The sequence below is a fragment of the Flavobacterium sp. MMLR14_040 genome (assembly GCF_033657265.1).
Classification (GTDB): domain Bacteria; phylum Bacteroidota; class Bacteroidia; order Flavobacteriales; family Flavobacteriaceae; genus Flavobacterium.
Genome location: NZ_JAWVWO010000006.1, coordinates 99666 through 114728 on the forward strand (window position 1 = coordinate 99666; position 15063 = coordinate 114728).

Below are 15063 nucleotides of genomic sequence, written 5' to 3' on the forward strand. Positions count from 1 at the left end.
TTTGATTAGTTTTCGTATTGTAGGGGAAGAATGATTATAAAACTGGCGCCTTTGCCCAATTGACTTTTTGCGGTGATTAATCCGTTGTGTTTATCGACAATTTTTTTGGCAATGGCCAGACCAATTCCGGTACCTTCATAAGTTTGGCGGTCGTTAAGACTTTGAAAAATAATAAAGATGCGGTCGAGATAAATTTCGTCAAAACCTATTCCGTTATCAGTTACTGTGATTCGGCAAAATTTTCCATCAGAAGCAATTTCGCTGTCAAAATCTTTTGTTTTTATTCGTTCAGAAGTGATTTCAATAACCGGAGTTTCTACATTTCCGGAAAATTTAAGCGCATTTCCTATCAAATTCTGAAAAACCTGGCGCAACTGGCTCGGAATACTGTCTATTGTTGGGAGTTCGCTTGTTTTTATAACCGCACATTTGCGTTCTATCAAATAATCAAAATCTGACAGGACTTCCTGTAAAACAATATTTAAGTCTGTTTTTTCAGGTTTAACTTTTGAAGAAAGTCGTGAGTAAGCAAGCAAATCTGTAATCAGGGTCTGCATCCTTTCGGCAGCTTTTATGGTTCTGTCGACATAATCAACTCCTTTTGCATCTGTGGTTAAATAAAGCTCTTTTATGATTTTAATAAAGATCTGGATTTTTCGGATTGGCTCATTTAAATCATGCGAAACCACCCATGCAAATTGCTGTAATTCGTGGTTCTTCATTTCCAGTTCTTCATTTTTAGAAACCAGTTCTTTTGTTCTCTCGCTGATTTTAACCTCTAAATTATCCTGAGCCTCTTTACGAATTTTAATTTCTTTTGAAAGTAAGTCCTTCATGACTTTCAATTGATTTTGCTGATCGTAAATTTTAAGGAAAGTTTTTACTTTTAAGATAAGTAAGTCAGTGTCGACAGGTTTTGTAATATAATCGACTGCCCCAGTTTCATAACCTTTAAAAATGTATTTTTTTTCGATGCTTATAGCCGATAAAAAGATAACTGGTATGTCTTTGGTACGTTTATTTCCGGAAAGAATTTTTACTACTTCAAAGCCATCAAGTCCGGGCATTTGAACATCCATTATAATAAGACAATAATTTGTTTTAAGGATTTTCTTTAAAGCTTCTTCTCCAGACTCTGCTGTGTCGACCTCAATATCATGCAGTTCAAGTGTTTTTTTTAAGGCAATTATGTTAGCCCGAATATCATCTACAATTAATATCATTTTATTTGGGGAGTAAAACGTTATGAATTAAATTTTAATTAATTCGGATTAAAATTGATTATACTTTTTCAAAAGTTGATTATTCTTTTAAAAACTTTCGCTCAAACTTTCAAATTTATAAAAAAAAAGAAGTTCTCTCTTTTATCGTAATTGAAATTAGTTTCATAATTCCCATGTTGAGTTTCAGAATTTCCATTTTAGTTTGATATATAAGATATTAGATTTCTCCTACAAGTTTTAATCTGACTTTTGAACGTAGCTATTTTCATTCAAATAGTAAAAAATAAGAATTAATTGAGATATTCTTTTTATGCTTTGAAGTTAAGCGTATTAAAAAATTAGAGTTAAATTTAATTGAGAATTTTGATAGAGAATTTATCCTCAAAAAATAGATTTAAATAAAAAGACTTATGAATTTAACCGATATTATTGGACTCTTTGCCGGAATCTGTGTAACAATATCCGTAGTGCCACAAATCCTGAAAGTTTGGAAAACAAAAAAAGTAAAACAAATTTCTCTTTTAACTTTTAGCGTTTTGACTTTCGGAATTGCCGTTTGGGTTGTTTATGGTATTCTTAAAAATGATATGCCAATTATCATCACCAACAGTGTTTCGTTATTTCTGAATTTGATAATGGTTTACTTTATTATTTATTATGAAAAGGAAAGTTAACGAATAAAAAACAGCTTATAAAAGTTGTTTTATGTTTATCTCATTTTGTTATAAAAATCACTTTCCCGTTTGTATAAATAAATGGCAGGATTCTTTAGATCTTCATTATGAGTTTCTTTTTTAGCATTTGATTTTCGATATACTTTTTTTGTAGCATAACCTTGTTTTTTCAATATTATATTAGCAGCATTTGAATTTACTTTCAAGCTAAAAAATCCTAAACTGTCTGTCTTGGTTATAGCATTGTTAATGATAATTTCTACATTTTTAAGCGGTTTATCTGTGTCGTAATCATGAACATTACCTTCGAAGGTGTAGTTTTTGCAACTGCAAAAAAGTAGTATGAGTAAGATGAATTTTATTTTCAATTTATTGTTTTTTTTTGTTGAGAGTTTTTGAATTAATTTTTTGGTAAACTTTTAGTGGGTTTTAAAACTTGTCCAACATATTAATCATTTAAAAATTGTTGGTTATTTACCACTCTTTATATTCTATTTTATTTTGGTCTTCTATTTTCCGTTTTAAAGAGATCGTTTACTTATAATTAATCAATTTTACCAGAACTTTATTTTAAATTAATTTTAGAATAAGAATCCAAAAAAGTATCACTAGAAATACTATCAGTAATTATTGTTTTTATTTTAAGAATCCTTTTATCTTGATAATAATAAAACCTTTTAAAATTAACCTTTGTATCAAAATATTCGACATATAAATTCATCTCTTGAAATTGGTCATTTTTATTCTTTATAATATCAACTGAAAGAATCTTGGCATTATCGGGTAGATACTTTAAATTATTATATTTAGGTAATCTAAAATTGCAATCATTATAAAAATGTTGATTGTTATTATTTTTATTTACTTTACAGTTTTCTTTAATAATATTTTCAATTTCTTTTTCATTTTTTAAGAAATCTAAATTTTCTATTGGCATTACATTTACACACCTAGTTGGATTCGCAAAATATTTAATATCCTTTATCGACGTATAATAATTAATATACCTGATATTTCCTCCGGCAATTCGTTCTTTTCGTTCTTGATTATATATGAATTCATTTACTAACAAATCATTATTTATTTTTGAAAATGTTATTGAATCACTTTCCTTACTGCTACCGTAAACTCTAGCATATTCATCATTTTCTTTATGAAAATAATGGTGAATATTTATATTACTATTAGAATGAATAATTAAATAATCATTCTTAGTAACATTGCAAGCAGAAAAAATAAAAAATAAAAGACCAATAATAATGTTACTCTTTTTCATTCATTACTTTTCTAGATTATATTCTCTAAATAAATTTAATTTTTATCATTACCGTTTTTTCAATAGCAGGAAAATAATCAATTTGTTGCCATTTTTAAAATAATAAGCATAAGTCTTAATTGTATCTCTCTTTCTTTTAAATAATTGTATGACAATTACACTTTTTCATAATCAAAAATTATCAGGTTTGCGATCAGAAATAAAAAACGAGATTAATTTACTATCGTAAAATGTAAAACTAATATATCCTGTCCTTTTTTTGTTTACTATAAAAGCCGATATAAAAGCGGCTCTCTCAAGTGGAGTCACTGGTAATCCTGATGCATTTTTATATGAGTCTTTAAAAACTTTTTTAAATTGAGATAATGTCAGGTTTTTAGATAATATGATTTTCTTATTTTTATAATAAATAATTCCAGTTTTTTTAGATAATTCAAAATCAAAATAATCCACAAAAGCCTTATTTTTAGTCAGTAATAGTGAAACTTCACTATTAGAAAATGAATTGATAAGCTTTGAATTATAATGTAAAGGAATCTTTTCCGTAGTATTCATTTTTTTAAAATTATTATTCAATTTTCCGTAGATTATCTCTAAATCTTTGAAATTTTTATACTCAAAATATAATTCCCTATTATCAATTTTAATATTTTTAAACAATATTGTATCATATTTTTTATTTTGAGAAAGTAAATTGCTTACAATTAATACAAACCATATTATATAATATTTTTTCATAATTATTTTAGTTCTTTGTAAAAAATGCTTCCGGCATGCGTTGATAATATCTCAAAACAAGGTGTGTATTTAAGTTTGTCTTGTTTGTTTACAACTTCGTATTCCTCTTTATAAATTATTAGATCTTTTAAATTGTCAAGTTTATTTTGATAATCTTTTTGTAATGATTCAGTTGTTTTTGGATTGCTAATTTTATTTTGTAATGCTTCTTTTACATTACTATAAAAAGTTGGAGACAAATTTTTAGGATCGGTTATTCCTTTTCTTTTACCATGTACTCTTTGCCTAAAATGATTTTCTTGTTTCCATTTAGCATCAAATCTTCCTGTCAAAACATCTACACCATCCCATGAATCTGCTCCATTGCTATAATCAGTGCCGTTAGTCAGCGCATTAATCACTGCTGCAATAGCAGTTTGCATTACAGTACCATTCCTTTTTTTATTTTCTCTTTTTCTAAATGATATAGCCCCAGCACTATCTTTTCCATATGCTACATTTTTTTGATGTTTAAAATTTACATATGCGATAGCAAATAATTCCCATTTAACATCTAAATTGTACTCTAATGAACACTCTCCATATGCTATTGATGCTAAATTTATAAATTTCTCATGAGTAATCTTCACATCATTTTCTTTCAACAATTTAGTATTATTATAAGTCACCAAATCATTTCCATTTTTATTTTTTTGAGTTGATTTCCCATCACAAACATAAACATCCTCTACACTTCCTTCAAAATCAGGTTCATTTATTTTACCTTCAAAAGTACCATCTTTATTATAAAAATGTCCGTTTATGTATATAATACGGTCTTCGGTTTCTTCTTTTGGTTGATAACATATGGGCTGAGTTGGTAAGGATGATACCTGCCAATGTTTTACAAAATCTTGTGAATAGCCATAATTTTGAATTGCAGGTGAAATTGTCAAAATAATTTGCATATTTTCTGTTCCCCAGGAATGAAATATTTCTGAGAATTCTATCAAATAGGCATCATTAAATTTATACTTTCTTATTGCACTATCTTCATTTCCTTTGCTATAAAAATGTATTTCTCCTTTTTCCATTCTCTCTGTTTCCTGATCGACTTTTTTGACCATATTGTGCCAAAAAACATCATCGCTTTCTTGTGAAACAAAACTTAACCGAAGCAATCCTCCTTCAAGGTTACTGCTAGGCGAACCGTCTCTTGCTACATATCTGTAATAATTTGTGTCTACCCATAGTAATTCCCGCTCCATGCCTAAAAGAAACAATTTTGCTGATGTCAAAGCACTTCTAGTTTAAATGTTATTTTTTATAAAAATAGTAAAATTCTTATAATAAAAAAGAATATTTAAAATAAAATACGTTTTTTCATACAATTCACCATTAATCGTTTAGAATCGATTCTAATAAATTAAAAGAATGAAATAGAGATAAACAAAAAAAAACAGCTTATACAAAAGCTGTTTTTTGATCTTACAAGTTAAAGGTATATTAGGCTGTTTTAGCTAGCGAATTTTGGGAATAATGCTTGTTTATGGTATGATATCTCTCTTTTATTAATCTTGGAAAATAACTTTTGCGTCCAAGACCAATTGAGAATAAAACTTCTGAAAAATTCATGTTCGAAATTCTTTTTAGTTCATCTATTTGTTTTGTTGCCAAATTCATAAACGGGGCAATCATTGTGGCATAGTTATAACTATGTTGGGCTATCTCCAGATCCAGAATTGTGCTCATAATGCTTTTTTGAAGCAAACTTCTAACCGTTCCCTTTTGTGGAATTGTTTTAAGTTCTTGTAACTTTTGGGTAATTTTTGGATTTTGCTGTCCGATATAAATATAATTTCCGGATTCGTTTGTAAAAACTTTTTTCAAATGAGAAATCAATTCAAAACTCTCTTCTTTTAAAGAAACCGCCAAAGGCATCACGATCAATGAAAACTGAATGCGTTTGAAACTTTCAAAATACAAAACGCTATTAATTGTAGAGGTGTTGTTTAAAATACCGGTTTGCTGCTTTTTAAGGCTTTTTTTATCACCATTTGCACCAAAACTATGTGTTAGGCTTCCTTCTTCACAATAAGCAAAAAATATTGGCGCTCCCTGAAAAGATTCTATGCTCATACTTACTTCGTTATGAAACGTAAGATCAAAATGCATATATGATATTTCTTTTTCAAAGTGAGTTCCTGTAATTTTTCCTTTTGCCCACTTTGATTTTATCGCTAAATTATAGTCATTATTATTAGTGGTTAACTCACCTCCGAAACTATCGGCTAAATCATTAAATATTGTATTGAATTCTCCTGTATTTAAGTAAAGTTTTTTCATTTTGGTTTGGCTTAATAAATTGGTTAGTACTTCTTTATGTACAATCTTATTATTAGGTTTGTCATTCCTGTTTTATAATATTCAAATTTCGTACATATCTTCAGCCAATTTATTATACAATTTCAGGCAGATTTTTCATAATTAATATCTTACCAATAAAAAGCAATTCGTAAATAATATAACCACAAAAAAAAACAGCTATTCAGAAATTAATCCGGAATAACTGCTTTTCCTGCAAAATAAAATAGTCCAACGTCTAAATCGGTTCGTTTATATCTGAGTTTTGAGCATAATTTTCTTCAGGAATATCTTTAAAGAATTCTGCTTCTTCCAGATCGGCCATTGGTCCATATCCAATTAAATGAGTTCCTTTTATTTTATCTTTCGTTTCAATAACATATAAAATCGACATATCGTCAGGATCACTCATTCCTTCATAACGGTGATGGGCTACAATAGTTATATCTTCTGGCTTATAAGCCTGTTTTGTTTCTGAATCTATCAAAGAATTGTTAACGAACAAAAAATTGCTTGTATATCCATCTTCTTCATATTTCTTTATATAGTCTGTTTCGTGTTTTGACATTTCCTTTTTCATGACCTGATATTTTAGTTAAATGTTAGCAATCTTGTTTATTCAAATTTCTTCATTAAAAAAAGATACGTTTAACTCAAAAGATTTAAATTTTATCTCAATTAAAAAAATTAAATTTAATTACCATTTTGCCTAATCCACTTAAAAAGATTGTGCAAATTTCTTTATAAATTAGTATATTTATTGCACATTTTTAACAGACCTTGGTTACTTAAAGTAAAAAAGAAAACAAACTTTCATGATAGATTTGAATCAGGATTTCCTTTCGAAAGGAGGCGAAATGGGAGCATTAACCCGTGCTAAAGATTGGAGTAAAACTGCTGCAGGTTCAGTCGAAACATGGCCGCAAAGTCTGCGTACAACATTAGGAATTTTATTAAATTCAAAATTTCCAATGTTTTTATTTTGGGGACCCGAGCATATTTGTTTTTATAATGATGCTTATCGGCCAAGTTTGGGTAATGATGGCAAGCATCCTTCTATTTTAGGCCAAAAAGGAGTTGATTCCTGGCCGGAAATCTGGGACTTTATAAAACCTCTTATCGATCAGGTTATTTTAGAAGGTGAAGCAACCTGGCACGAAGACCAACTATTGCCTATATATCGTAACGGAAGAATGGAAGATGTTTACTGGACTTTTAGTTACAGTCCCGTAAATAACGAATCCGGAAAACCCGCAGGTGTTTTGGTTATTTGTAATGAAACAACCGAAAAAGTAAAATTAGTAAAGAAATTAGAAGACAGCAATTCCCGCTATCTCAATAACATTTTGCAAACACCAAGTGCCATGTGTGTTTTTAGAGGTCCTGATTATGTAGTTGAAATTGCAAATACGCTTATGCTCGAATTATGGGGACGAAAAGAAAATGAAGTAGTGAACAAACCCATTTTTGAAGGACTTCCGGAGGCCAAAGGACAGGGCTTAGAAACTATTCTTGAAAATGTTTATAAAACCGGGCAAAAATTTGAAGCACATGAACATCTGGTTAAACTTCCCCGTGAGGGAAAAATTGAAGATGTATATATAAACTTTGTATATGAAGCTTTGAAAGAACCAGATGGGACTATTTCTGGTATTGTAGCTCTCGCCCTTGACGTCACTTCACAGGTACTTGCGCGAAATACAATCGAAGAAAGTGAGAGAAGATTTAGAAATACAGTGCAGCAAGTACCGCTTGGTATTGCCATATTAAAAGGTCGAGACCTGATTGTAGATATGGCCAATCCTACCTATTTACAAATTATTGATAAGCAGGAAAATGATATTCTGGACAAACCATTATTTAATTCTGTTCCTGAGGCCAAAGAAAGTACTGAGCCACTTCTTTTGAATGTTCTTGAAACTGGAAATCCTTATTTTACAGATGAATTTTCGGTAACGCTAAATCGTTACGGAAAACAGGAATTATGTTATTTTAATTTGGTTTTTCATCCTTTAAAAGAAGAAAACGATACTATTTCGGGCGTTATTGTTGCCGCTTATGAAGTTACAGAAACTGTAAAAACGCGTCACTTTATATCTGAAAGTGAAGCCGCTTTTAGAAAACTGGTTATGCAATCGCCAATTGCAATGGCTATTTTTAGAGGAAAAAACCACACTATTGAAATGGCCAATAACACAATGATGCATGTTATTTGGCAAAAAACGGAAGAAGAAACTATTGGAAAACCAATTCTTGAAGTTTTCCCGGAACTGGCCGAACAAAAATATCCGGAACTGCTTGACGACGTTGTAAATAATGCAAAGATTATAAAAGAAAAAGAAGCTGTTGCTTATGTTAATATTAAAGGAAAACTGCAGAAATTTTATCTTGACTATCAATATACTCCTTTGTTTGAAAAAGATGGCGAAGTATCTGGTGTAATGGTCACTGTTAATGATGTTACAGATAAAGTTGAAGCGCGAAAAAAAGTTGAAGATGCAGAAGAAAGAGCGCGTTTGGCCGCCGAAATTGCCGAAATCGTAACCTGGGACCTGAATATACCAACACAGGAATTAATTTATTCTGAAAATTTGCCTTCGCTTTTTGGTCTTGAAAAGGAAACAAAAGTAACAAGACCGGAAATTCTGACTATGATATATCCTGATGACAGGCCTATCTTAGAAAAAGCATATGAGATTGCACTAACGACCAGCATTTATAAATACGAATCAAGAATTATCAAACCCGATAATTCGGTTAGCTGGATAAAAGCGCACGGGAAAATATTTTTTGATGAAAATGGCGAGCCCGCAAAAATGATTGGTACTATTATAGATATTACCGATGAAAAAAATGCTCATCAGATATTAATGAAAAGCGAGGAAAAATTCAGACTTCTTGCTGATTCTATGCCACAGCATATCTGGACAAGTGATTCATTGGGAAATATAAATTATTTCAATCAGTCGGTTTATTCTTATTCGGGGCTTAAAAGTGAAGACATCGAAAAAAATGGCTGGCTGCAAATTGTTCATCCTGATGATCGTGAAGAAAATATAAAAGTTTGGGTAGATGCTATTATTACCGGAAAAGACTTTTTACTAGAACATCGTTTTCGTCGTTATGATGGTCAATATCGCTGGCAATTAAGCCGTGCAATTCCGCAAAAAGATGCACAGGGAAATATACAAATGTGGGTTGGAACAAGTACAGATATTCAGGATCAGAAAAATTTTACCGAAAATCTCGAAAAACAGGTATACGAACGTACGGCCGAATTGGAGCAAAAAAACAAGGATTTGATTAATATGAATATTGAATTACAATCTTTTGCCTACATTTCCAGCCACGATTTACAGGAACCTTTACGAAAAATACAAACTTTTGCCAGTCGCCTTTCTGATTTGGATGAACAAAATATTTCGGCGAAAGCCAAAACATATTTAAACCGTATCGAAGTTTCGGCAAAAAGAATGCAGACTTTAATTCAGGATCTCCTAACCTATTCCAGAACAAATTCGGCCGACAGGGTTTTTGTAAAAGTAAATCTGGATGAAATTGCCGAAGAAGTTATTAGTGATTTCTCTGAACGTATTGAAGAAACGAATGCAGTGATTGATTTAAAGCCTCTGGGAGAAGCAACTGTTATTCCTTTTCAGTTTAGACAGTTACTGCATAATTTGATCGGGAATGCTTTGAAGTTTTCTAAAAAAGGACAAAATCCGTATGTTGAAATTAAGGCGCGGAAAATTAAAGGCTACGAAACAAAAATCCCAGTTGATTATCCGGATAAAATGTATTATCATCTTACGATATCTGACAACGGAATTGGTTTTGCTGATGAATATAAGGAGCGAATTTTTGAGGTTTTCCAGAGATTAAATACCGAAAGCGAATTCTCCGGAACCGGAATTGGTTTAGCCATCGTTAAAAAAATCGTTGAAAACCACAAAGGTATCATTCGCGCACATAGCGAAAAAGGCAAAGGAGCAACTTTTGAAATTTACTTACCGGAATAAAATAAAAAAACACCAAAAAACTATTTGAATTTGGTGTTTTTTTTATCTATTATATTATGTGTTTATGATTTATAAACAAAGTTTTTAGGTCCGGGAACAAAGTTTTTCCAGTCAATTTCCAGAGCGTGTTCTATAGATTTTACAATATCTTTCATTAAAACTGGCTTGGTAATAAAAAAACTAGCGCCAAGTGTACGGCATTTTTCTATAATACCCGGCTCATTTGAAGTAGAGAAAATAACAATTGGAATGTCTTTTTTTTCTTCAGAATTTCTAAGTTCTGCCAAAACATCAAAACCATTTTTACCAGGCATATTTAAATCTAAAAAAACAACGTGCGGAGTTGGCGGCGGATTATAGATTGCCGTTAATAATTTCTCTCCGCCATTATAAGTTAAAAGATCAATTTTTTTAGGCAATGATTCAACAGCATCGGCGAAGATGCTTAAATCATCTTCATCATCATCTGTATAGAATACGGTTAAATCTGTCATATATATCGAAATGGTATAATTACGTACCAAAGATAGTCAAATAAATAAATATAACAATCGATTTAAATCATCATAAAAAAGCAAATAATAGAAATCTCATAACTTATAATTTTAATTCTATAAGAACTAAAAATCTAAAAAACAGCAACTTTACAAATAATAATATTTCATAAATATCATTTGTACAACAGTCAAATTAGTATTTAAAAAACTTTACAAATAACTTAAAATATAGAGCCATGGGAGATCATAAAGACCTTGCAAACGAATTTGCTGTAGATAAAATAAAAGATCTTGCAGAAAATATCAAAACCTGCATGTTGTGTACTTATAATCTTGAAAATAAATTACAATCGCGACCAATGTCTGTTCAAAAAATTGACGATCTGGGTCAGCTTTGGTTTTTATCTGATAGAAATAGCAGCCAAAATGCAGAAATTACACAAAATCCAACGGTCGAAATCTTTTTTTCTGAACCGCATGATAAATTTTTAACCCTGCATGGAACTGCCAGTATTTTGTACAATCCTGAAATAATTCACGAATTATATGATCCTATTATAAAAGTCTGGATGCCAGGTGGCGAAGACGATCCAAATTTGAGCATTATTAAAGTAATTCCGGAAGATGGTTATTACTGGAACAATAAAAACGGAAAAATGGTTGCCATTGCAAAAATGACCGCAGCTTTTGTTACCGGAAAAACAATGGATGACGGAATTGAAGGAAGTTTGAAATTGTAGTTTTTTAGACATTTTTGTCATTTCGACGAAGGAGAAATCACATCCAGAGAGCAACGTACTGTATGCTCAGCAAATGTGATTTCTCCTTCGTTTATAATAATACTTTTTATTCAAAATGACCATTAAGAAATTCAAATGTTGGATTTTGATCCTTAATTAGTTTCATCTTTTTATCTCTATTCCATTTTTTCAATTCTTTTTCTCGTGCTATTGCTTCATTAACCCAAACAAACTTTTCATAATAAACTAAAAATTGAAGTTCATATTTTGATGCGAATGTCTTGACATTTAATTCAATATTTTCTTTATGCTGATTTAATCTCGATCGTAGATTATTTGTGATACCGATATAAAATGTAGATCGATATTTATTTGTTATTATGTAAATGTAGTAAGAATGAAAACCTAATTGAGGATTTAACATGTGGCTTTTTTTTATGCTAAAAATACTACATTTAACAAGATAAGCAAATATGTATTTTCAAAGGGTGACAAATCATATTTGCTGAAAATACAGGATGTTGCTCTCTGGATGTGATTTCTCCTTCGTCGAAATGACAAATCATGCGCTAATTTATATTATATCTAATTTTTTACAGTTAATTCCAGATTTTTAAACTCCAAAGCATTCAAAATTCCTGCTTCGCTTGCTGTATTATTAAAATAAACGAAGCCTGGTTTATCTTCAATTTTCTTTTTTATACTTTCTAATTCTTCTGAAGAATAACTCGAATAAAACAGTTTTTTATTTCCGTGAAAACGAACATACGTAAGTGGAAATTGGGTTAAAATATCTTCTGGTAATCCTGGATAATTTACGCTGCAAAAAGTTATGTTATATTGTTGAAAAGCATCCCAAACTTCCTGATTCCACCAGCTTTTATGCCGAAATTCAACTACATTTTTAAAGCTTTTATCCAATACTTTCACAATAGTCTCAAGTCTTTCTTCTGTATAATCAAAACTTGGAGGAAACTGAAAAAGTATACAGCCCAGTTTTTCTTCTAAACCATCATCGCATACATTATAAAATTCTGCCATTTGCTCTTTACAATCCACAAGCTTTTTAATGTGTGTGATTTCTTTGGGGGCTTTTACTGAGAAAAGAAAATTATCCGGCGCTTTTTTATACCAGTTTTCCATTATTCTGATGGTTGGAAATTTATAAAAAGTACCATTCATTTCATAGGTATTAAAATGCCGGCAATAAAAATTGAACCAATTTTTGGTTGGTAAATCTTCAGGATAAAAGATACCTTTCCAAAAACGGTTATTATAACTTGAACACCCTATTTGTATTTCTTTTTTCATATGTATAATTGTTGACAGTTGGTACAGAAAAAACTACGGCGTTTTTTTATTCCGGTATGTTTTTTTATAAAAGGAAGACTGCATCTCAAACAAGTTTTTTTAGTATGTGCCAGCCAGTGTTTTTTTAGTTCAAATTTCTTTTTCCATTCTAAAAATTCGAAACTGTAAATGGAGCATTCATCAATTATTTCGACTATTTTATCGTGTGGAATTTTCCCCGTTAAAGATTCCGGATGAACATGGCATCGGTATAAAACTTCATTTTTAATAATATTGCCTACGCCAGAAAATATATTCTGATCCAGAACTGCATCACAAATCATTTGGTTGGGAATTTCCCCCAGACTTTGTTTTGCTTTTTCGGGACTCCATTTAATATTCATTACATCTTCTTCCCAATCATAATGCAGATTGATATCACCCTCTAAAATTTTAATAGAACAAGTATAAAAATTAAGTTCTCCGTTTGAGAAAACGAGACTTAATCTTGGTGTGGTTTCTTTTCTTTCGTTAATGCGATAAGTGCCAAACATTAGCAAATGAATTTTAACCGTAAAATCATCAAAACAAATTAAATAATGTTTTCCCCAGGTTTTAATCGCTTGTATAACTTTACCTTCTATTCGCTCTAAATCAATAGCGCTGTTTCCGGAAACCGAAATTACTTTTTGTCCTGCAAATTGTTCAGTTTCTTCTTTCAGAATTACGATAGACGGACCTTCGGGCATAATAATATTTTTTTTTATTTTTTGATTTAAATTTTAAAAAAAGAAAAAAGTGCAGCTTTTATCACTGCACTTTTTAGATATTTAGAAAACTACGCTTCGTCTTCTTCGGCAGCCTCAACATTAATTGCGTTTACAGCAACTTCTGTTAATAGCTTATCAGCACCTTTTTCTTCGTCAAGAGTTAATTCTAATAAAGAAGCGGCTTCTGTAAGACCAAGTGTTTCAGCAAATTGTCTTAAAGTCCCGTAAGTTGCAATTTCGTAATGTTCGATTTTCTGGCTGGCAGCAATAATTCCTGCATCACGAACAACGCCAACTTCAGTTTCTTCAAGGATGCTCTTACCTTCTTCAATTAGCCCCTTCATTGCATCGCATTTTTTTGCAGTTGCTTTTTTACCAATACTTTCAAAAACCTGCTCCAATCGGGTTACATGCTCTTCAGTTTCTGTTAAATGGTTTGTAATCGCATCAATTAGTTCTGCAGACGTTGCATTTTTTGCCATTAGCGGAAGCGCTTTTGTCAAAGCTTTTTCTGCCCAGTAAATGTCTTTTAATCCATCTTCAAACAGTTCTGTAAGCCCAGATGCAGCATTTGATTTTGGTTTTGTTACTCCTGCTTTGGTTGTTTGTTTTGGTGCAGCTTTTTTTGTCGTAGTCTGTTTTTTATCTTTAGTTTCCATGATAAATAATTTAATTGTTATTAATAATTGTAAAAGTACTTTTGATTGGTGCCAAAGAGTTATAGTATTTCTTACATTATTTACAATATAATCATCTGTGAATTATAGAATTAGCGATTTTAATTCTATAAGACAATCCTACACCTTACTAATTAGATTTGTAGTATACGAACAAATAAAATTAACTTGTCATGGAAACTACTGATAAAAGAAATAGCGCTGTAGAAAATAGAGATCCTCGCAATCAAAATTTAAACAGACAAAACAACATTATGAATGATAAGCTCTATAGTAATAATGAAATCAGAAGGGCTAACCGTCAGGGCGATGTTAAAAATTATGGTTTTACTATAAATGGATATGATCCTAATAAAGCCATTCCGGATCAGGAACGTATTACAAATGAAGATGATTTAGACGATTTGAACGACGATTTTCATCAACCGGGCGATCTTGTAGATGACGCAGATGATTTGAATGATGAATTTGATAATCCATCGGATAATGTAAATGATGATTTTACCAATTCTGCAGATGAATTTAATGAGGAAGATGAGGAAGAATACGAAGAGGACAGAGAAGAAGAAGAAGAAGAACTTGACGATCATACACATACTACCGGAGATCTTCTTTATGATGAAAATGCAGATAATCTCAACGACGAATTCGATAATCCTTCAGACTCTGAAGAATTAACAGAATCAGATGAAGATTTACAGGAATTAGATCCTGATGACGACGATGATGATCTAGAAGACGATTTGGAACCAGGAGAAATTGAGGAAGAAGATTCCGGAGATGATTATAATGATAATGATCCCAGAAAATTCTAAA

General features: G+C 30.9%; 16 protein-coding genes. 4 read left to right on the top strand and 12 right to left on the bottom strand.

The features are described from left to right. Nucleotides 1-5: 5 nt before the first annotated feature. On the bottom strand, nucleotides 6-1223 hold the full coding sequence (locus SD960_RS10355) for a response regulator (protein WP_318802742.1): 1218 nt from the start codon (nucleotides 1221-1223) through the stop codon (nucleotides 6-8). Nucleotides 1224-1633: 410 nt separating this feature from the next. Between SD960_RS10355 and SD960_RS10360 the strand changes: the two genes are divergently transcribed. Then, nucleotides 1634-1897, top strand: a complete 264-nt coding sequence (locus SD960_RS10360; protein WP_318802743.1) for a SemiSWEET transporter — start codon at nucleotides 1634-1636, stop codon at nucleotides 1895-1897. A gap of 35 nt (nucleotides 1898-1932) precedes the next feature. Here the strand turns inward: SD960_RS10360 and SD960_RS10365 are convergent, their stop codons facing one another. From SD960_RS10365 to SD960_RS10390, 6 genes are all read right to left on the bottom strand, one after another. Next, nucleotides 1933-2265 carry a hypothetical protein gene (locus tag SD960_RS10365; RefSeq protein WP_318802745.1) on the bottom strand — a complete coding sequence of 111 codons (333 nt, stop codon included), beginning with the start codon at nucleotides 2263-2265 and terminating at the stop codon, nucleotides 1933-1935. 197 nt (nucleotides 2266-2462) lie between these two features. Further along, complete coding sequence (locus SD960_RS10370) at nucleotides 2463-3173, bottom strand: hypothetical protein (protein ID WP_318802747.1); 711 nt, start codon at nucleotides 3171-3173, stop codon at nucleotides 2463-2465. A 171-nt stretch (nucleotides 3174-3344) separates the two neighbouring features. After that, complete coding sequence (locus SD960_RS10375) at nucleotides 3345-3911, bottom strand: hypothetical protein (protein WP_318802749.1); 567 nt, start codon at nucleotides 3909-3911, stop codon at nucleotides 3345-3347. Nucleotides 3912-3913: 2 nt separating this feature from the next. Continuing rightward, nucleotides 3914-5188 (bottom strand): type VI secretion system tube protein TssD, encoded by a 1275-nt coding sequence (gene tssD, locus SD960_RS10380; RefSeq protein ID WP_318802750.1) that lies wholly within the window; start codon nucleotides 5186-5188, stop codon nucleotides 3914-3916. A gap of 208 nt (nucleotides 5189-5396) precedes the next feature. Continuing rightward, nucleotides 5397-6236 (bottom strand): hypothetical protein, encoded by an 840-nt coding sequence (locus tag SD960_RS10385; RefSeq protein WP_318802752.1) that lies wholly within the window; start codon nucleotides 6234-6236, stop codon nucleotides 5397-5399. A gap of 256 nt (nucleotides 6237-6492) precedes the next feature. Further along, a complete protein-coding gene (locus SD960_RS10390) occupies nucleotides 6493-6822 on the bottom strand; it encodes a hypothetical protein (protein ID WP_318802754.1) in 330 nt (109 codons plus the stop codon). A 247-nt stretch (nucleotides 6823-7069) separates the two neighbouring features. On the opposite strand from SD960_RS10390, the gene SD960_RS10395 reads away from it, so the two are divergent. Beyond that, complete coding sequence (locus SD960_RS10395; RefSeq protein ID WP_318802755.1) at nucleotides 7070-10273, top strand: PAS domain-containing protein; 3204 nt, start codon at nucleotides 7070-7072, stop codon at nucleotides 10271-10273. A 62-nt stretch (nucleotides 10274-10335) separates the two neighbouring features. Here SD960_RS10395 and SD960_RS10400 read toward each other — a convergent pair whose 3' ends face one another. Then, nucleotides 10336-10767 carry a response regulator gene (locus SD960_RS10400; protein WP_318802758.1) on the bottom strand — a complete coding sequence of 144 codons (432 nt, stop codon included), beginning with the start codon at nucleotides 10765-10767 and terminating at the stop codon, nucleotides 10336-10338. Between the two features lie 239 nt (nucleotides 10768-11006). On the opposite strand from SD960_RS10400, the gene SD960_RS10405 reads away from it, so the two are divergent. After that, complete coding sequence (locus SD960_RS10405) at nucleotides 11007-11510, top strand: pyridoxamine 5'-phosphate oxidase family protein (protein WP_318802760.1); 504 nt, start codon at nucleotides 11007-11009, stop codon at nucleotides 11508-11510. A 106-nt stretch (nucleotides 11511-11616) separates the two neighbouring features. Here SD960_RS10405 and SD960_RS10410 read toward each other — a convergent pair whose 3' ends face one another. From SD960_RS10410 to SD960_RS10425, 4 genes are all read right to left on the bottom strand, one after another. After that, nucleotides 11617-11934 carry a GIY-YIG nuclease family protein gene (locus tag SD960_RS10410; protein ID WP_318802763.1) on the bottom strand — a complete coding sequence of 106 codons (318 nt, stop codon included), beginning with the start codon at nucleotides 11932-11934 and terminating at the stop codon, nucleotides 11617-11619. 161 nt (nucleotides 11935-12095) lie between these two features. Beyond that, on the bottom strand, nucleotides 12096-12821 hold the full coding sequence (locus tag SD960_RS10415; protein WP_318802765.1) for a DUF72 domain-containing protein: 726 nt from the start codon (nucleotides 12819-12821) through the stop codon (nucleotides 12096-12098). Beyond that, entirely contained in the window at nucleotides 12818-13549 is a 732-nt protein-coding gene (locus SD960_RS10420) for a DNA-formamidopyrimidine glycosylase family protein (RefSeq protein ID WP_318802767.1), read from the bottom strand. The genes SD960_RS10415 and SD960_RS10420 overlap by 4 nt, the downstream gene beginning before the upstream one ends. Nucleotides 13550-13638: 89 nt before the next feature. Beyond that, complete coding sequence (locus SD960_RS10425) at nucleotides 13639-14229, bottom strand: ferritin-like domain-containing protein (protein WP_318802770.1); 591 nt, start codon at nucleotides 14227-14229, stop codon at nucleotides 13639-13641. A 191-nt stretch (nucleotides 14230-14420) separates the two neighbouring features. On the opposite strand from SD960_RS10425, the gene SD960_RS10430 reads away from it, so the two are divergent. Continuing rightward, nucleotides 14421-15062 (top strand): hypothetical protein, encoded by a 642-nt coding sequence (locus tag SD960_RS10430; protein ID WP_318802771.1) that lies wholly within the window; start codon nucleotides 14421-14423, stop codon nucleotides 15060-15062. The last annotated feature ends 1 nt before the right edge of the window (nucleotide 15063 follow it).

Excerpts from the sequence above, each read along its gene's own strand:
- SD960_RS10355 (WP_318802742.1), bottom strand. The coding sequence starts at position 1,223 with ATGATATTAATTGTAGATGATATTCGGGCTAACATAATTGCCTTAAAA.
- SD960_RS10420 (WP_318802767.1), bottom strand. The coding sequence starts at position 13,549 with ATGCCCGAAGGTCCGTCTATCGTAATTCTGAAAGAAGAAACTGAACAA.
- SD960_RS10400 (WP_318802758.1), bottom strand. The coding sequence starts at position 10,767 with ATGACAGATTTAACCGTATTCTATACAGATGATGATGAAGATGATTTA.
- SD960_RS10405 (WP_318802760.1), top strand. The coding sequence starts at position 11,007 with ATGGGAGATCATAAAGACCTTGCAAACGAATTTGCTGTAGATAAAATA.
- SD960_RS10395 (WP_318802755.1), top strand. The coding sequence starts at position 7,070 with ATGATAGATTTGAATCAGGATTTCCTTTCGAAAGGAGGCGAAATGGGA.
- SD960_RS10410 (WP_318802763.1), bottom strand. The coding sequence starts at position 11,934 with ATGTTAAATCCTCAATTAGGTTTTCATTCTTACTACATTTACATAATA.
- SD960_RS10415 (WP_318802765.1), bottom strand. The coding sequence starts at position 12,821 with ATGAAAAAAGAAATACAAATAGGGTGTTCAAGTTATAATAACCGTTTT.
- SD960_RS10385 (WP_318802752.1), bottom strand. The coding sequence starts at position 6,236 with ATGAAAAAACTTTACTTAAATACAGGAGAATTCAATACAATATTTAAT.
- SD960_RS10425 (WP_318802770.1), bottom strand. The coding sequence starts at position 14,229 with ATGGAAACTAAAGATAAAAAACAGACTACGACAAAAAAAGCTGCACCA.
- SD960_RS10430 (WP_318802771.1), top strand. The coding sequence starts at position 14,421 with ATGGAAACTACTGATAAAAGAAATAGCGCTGTAGAAAATAGAGATCCT.
- SD960_RS10390 (WP_318802754.1), bottom strand. The coding sequence starts at position 6,822 with ATGTCAAAACACGAAACAGACTATATAAAGAAATATGAAGAAGATGGA.
- SD960_RS10375 (WP_318802749.1), bottom strand. The coding sequence starts at position 3,911 with ATGAAAAAATATTATATAATATGGTTTGTATTAATTGTAAGCAATTTA.
- SD960_RS10360 (WP_318802743.1), top strand. The coding sequence starts at position 1,634 with ATGAATTTAACCGATATTATTGGACTCTTTGCCGGAATCTGTGTAACA.
- SD960_RS10370 (WP_318802747.1), bottom strand. The coding sequence starts at position 3,173 with ATGAAAAAGAGTAACATTATTATTGGTCTTTTATTTTTTATTTTTTCT.